This window comes from Kitasatospora sp. NPDC023176 (genome assembly GCF_055560495.1).
Genome location: NZ_JBVHIP010000092.1, coordinates 1 through 1,844 on the forward strand (window position 1 = coordinate 1; position 1,844 = coordinate 1,844).

At 67.7% G+C, this 1,844-nt stretch carries 3 protein-coding genes and 1 pseudogene; 1 reads left to right on the forward strand and 3 read right to left on the reverse strand.

Annotated features, from left to right (window positions below; all coding sequences use genetic code 11):
* Positions 1 to 142: 142 nt before the first annotated feature.
* Together ACZ3YL_RS42400 and ACZ3YL_RS42405 are read right to left on the reverse strand one after the other, a co-directional pair.
* Positions 143 to 583, reverse strand: coding sequence for a DUF6262 family protein (locus ACZ3YL_RS42400; RefSeq protein ID WP_465663191.1), 441 nt, complete (start codon positions 581 to 583; stop codon positions 143 to 145).
* Entirely contained in the window at positions 583 to 849 is a 267-nt protein-coding gene (locus ACZ3YL_RS42405; protein WP_465663193.1) for a hypothetical protein, read from the reverse strand. The genes ACZ3YL_RS42400 and ACZ3YL_RS42405 overlap by 1 nt, the downstream gene beginning before the upstream one ends.
* Before the next feature lie 201 nt (positions 850 to 1,050).
* Between ACZ3YL_RS42405 and ACZ3YL_RS42410 the strand changes: the two are divergent.
* Positions 1,051 to 1,161: pseudogene (locus ACZ3YL_RS42410) on the forward strand (IS982 family transposase); the annotation flags it as partial.
* Positions 1,162 to 1,182: 21 nt separating this feature from the next.
* On the opposite strand, the gene ACZ3YL_RS42415 reads toward ACZ3YL_RS42410, so the two are convergent.
* A complete protein-coding gene (locus ACZ3YL_RS42415) occupies positions 1,183 to 1,560 on the reverse strand; it encodes an Imm32 family immunity protein (RefSeq protein WP_465663195.1) in 378 nt (125 codons plus the stop codon).
* Positions 1,561 to 1,844: the final 284 nt, after the last annotated feature.

The window sequence follows — 1,844 nt, forward strand, 5'->3', positions numbered from 1 at the left end:
GGATCAGGCTGCCCCCAGCTCCACCGCCCTGCTGCGACAGGGTCAGCGGCGAAGGTCTCTCACCTCCACTCGAACCACAGCGCCTCACGGCGCACACACGATCTGCGACAGACCCCGTTCACTCGTACCTGGCTGGGCACATTCATGTGCACGCCGATATGGGATCGCTCGCGTCTGCCCGGGGCGGGCTGGTGCGAGTTGTCGCGGCGCGTTGTTCGCCGAGTGCGCGGGCGAGTTGCTCGCGAAGTTGCTGGTTCTCCTTGGTGAGACGCCGGATGCGGGCGTTGGCGGCTTCGAGGCGTCGCCGCAAGGAAGCGTCGGAGGTGCGCTGGCGTGCAGGGACCGGGGAACTGGGGTCGCGGCGGTGTACTGCCCGAAGGCGCTCGATCTCCTCTCGCAGGTCCGACTGGGCATAGAGCCAGGACCGGGACACTGCGGCCCGCTTCGCGACGGTCTCGAAGGTCACCGGCTCGCCCGCCAGGTCGAGGGAGCGGAGGGCCTGGACGGCCTTGGCGCGGGTGTACTCGCTGCGGCGACGGGCGGGTAGCCGGGCCGGGTGTGGCCGGGCCAGGCACGGCGCCATCAATGCACCGTGCGGTCGGCCGGATCCCCGTCGGTTCGGGCCGGGGTCGTTGTCACGGACCCTGCGACCTCGGTCGACCAGGAGCGCACCGGATGGGGCGGACCGGCCAAGGCGGCGACGAAGGCCGCCAGGTCGCCCGACAGCAGGCAATGGCGACCGGCAATGGACGCGAGGCGGCACACCGTTCCTGAGTAGGAAAAGTCCAGGTCAACAAGGATTCCGGCACATCCGGCGCACGACGACATAATCCGGTCGGCCCAGCTCACCTCTTTATGCCATTCTCGGCCCGCATACGCACCCGGGCCCTGTAGCGGGCCTCGTTCGCCGCGGCCTCCGCCGCCAGGGCCTTGAGCGTCTTCTCTCCGCCGACCACCGGGAAGATCACCCGCCGCACCGTGCCGGACGGCTCCGACAACGCCGCCTCCGCGACCCGCAGGAGCATCGCCTCCTTGCCGCGGACCTTCGAGGGCGTCGCGATCCGGGTCGCCCAGCGCGTCCTGGCGATGGCCGCCGGCATCTGGCACAACAACAAGATCGGCGCACCGGTCACGCGCTCGCTGACCGCGTATGACCACTGATCACATCGGCCGTAGGCCTGCTCATCGAGTCGGCATGCCACCGTGCGAACTGTTGACCACCAACGGCAGTGATCCCTCGACCAGGTAGAAATGCCCGGGGCAGTAATCGATGTGCAGATGACCGCCGTCCTCGGCAACGGCCATGGCGTGCAGGTTATCTGCAAGGACTGCCCTGGCGACGGAATCACCACTGATCACGAGGGTCTGCCGCTGAGTGTCGAGGTGAATCAGGACCCCGGGTCCGGGAGTCTCCTTGACTTCGATCCCCACCAAGGTGTTGCCGTCCGACGACGCTACGAACCCGTCGCCCTTGGCCACCACGCTTGCCAAGTAGGCCAGTTCTGCCCCCGACGCAGTGACATCCACCTCACCGTAAGCGGGGTCGGATACAAGTCTCACGGGTATCGCTCCTTCAAGGTCAGGCTTCCATGGTGCCTGTGAAGATCGTCCGCCATGCGCCGGGGGTCACCACCAGCTTGTCCGCCGCAGCCACTCACATCGGAGCCACTCGTCTAGGCTGCCGAGGCCCCGAGAAGGCACACGAGGCCGCCACCCACAGGTGGCGGCCTTCCGGCATCTCAGACAGGGTGAGGTTCCCCCGACGTGCGGAAGGTTGCCGGAGATGGCCTGATGGGCCATGAGAAGGGAGCCTCTGCCATGGCCGCACCGATGAAGTACCCGCC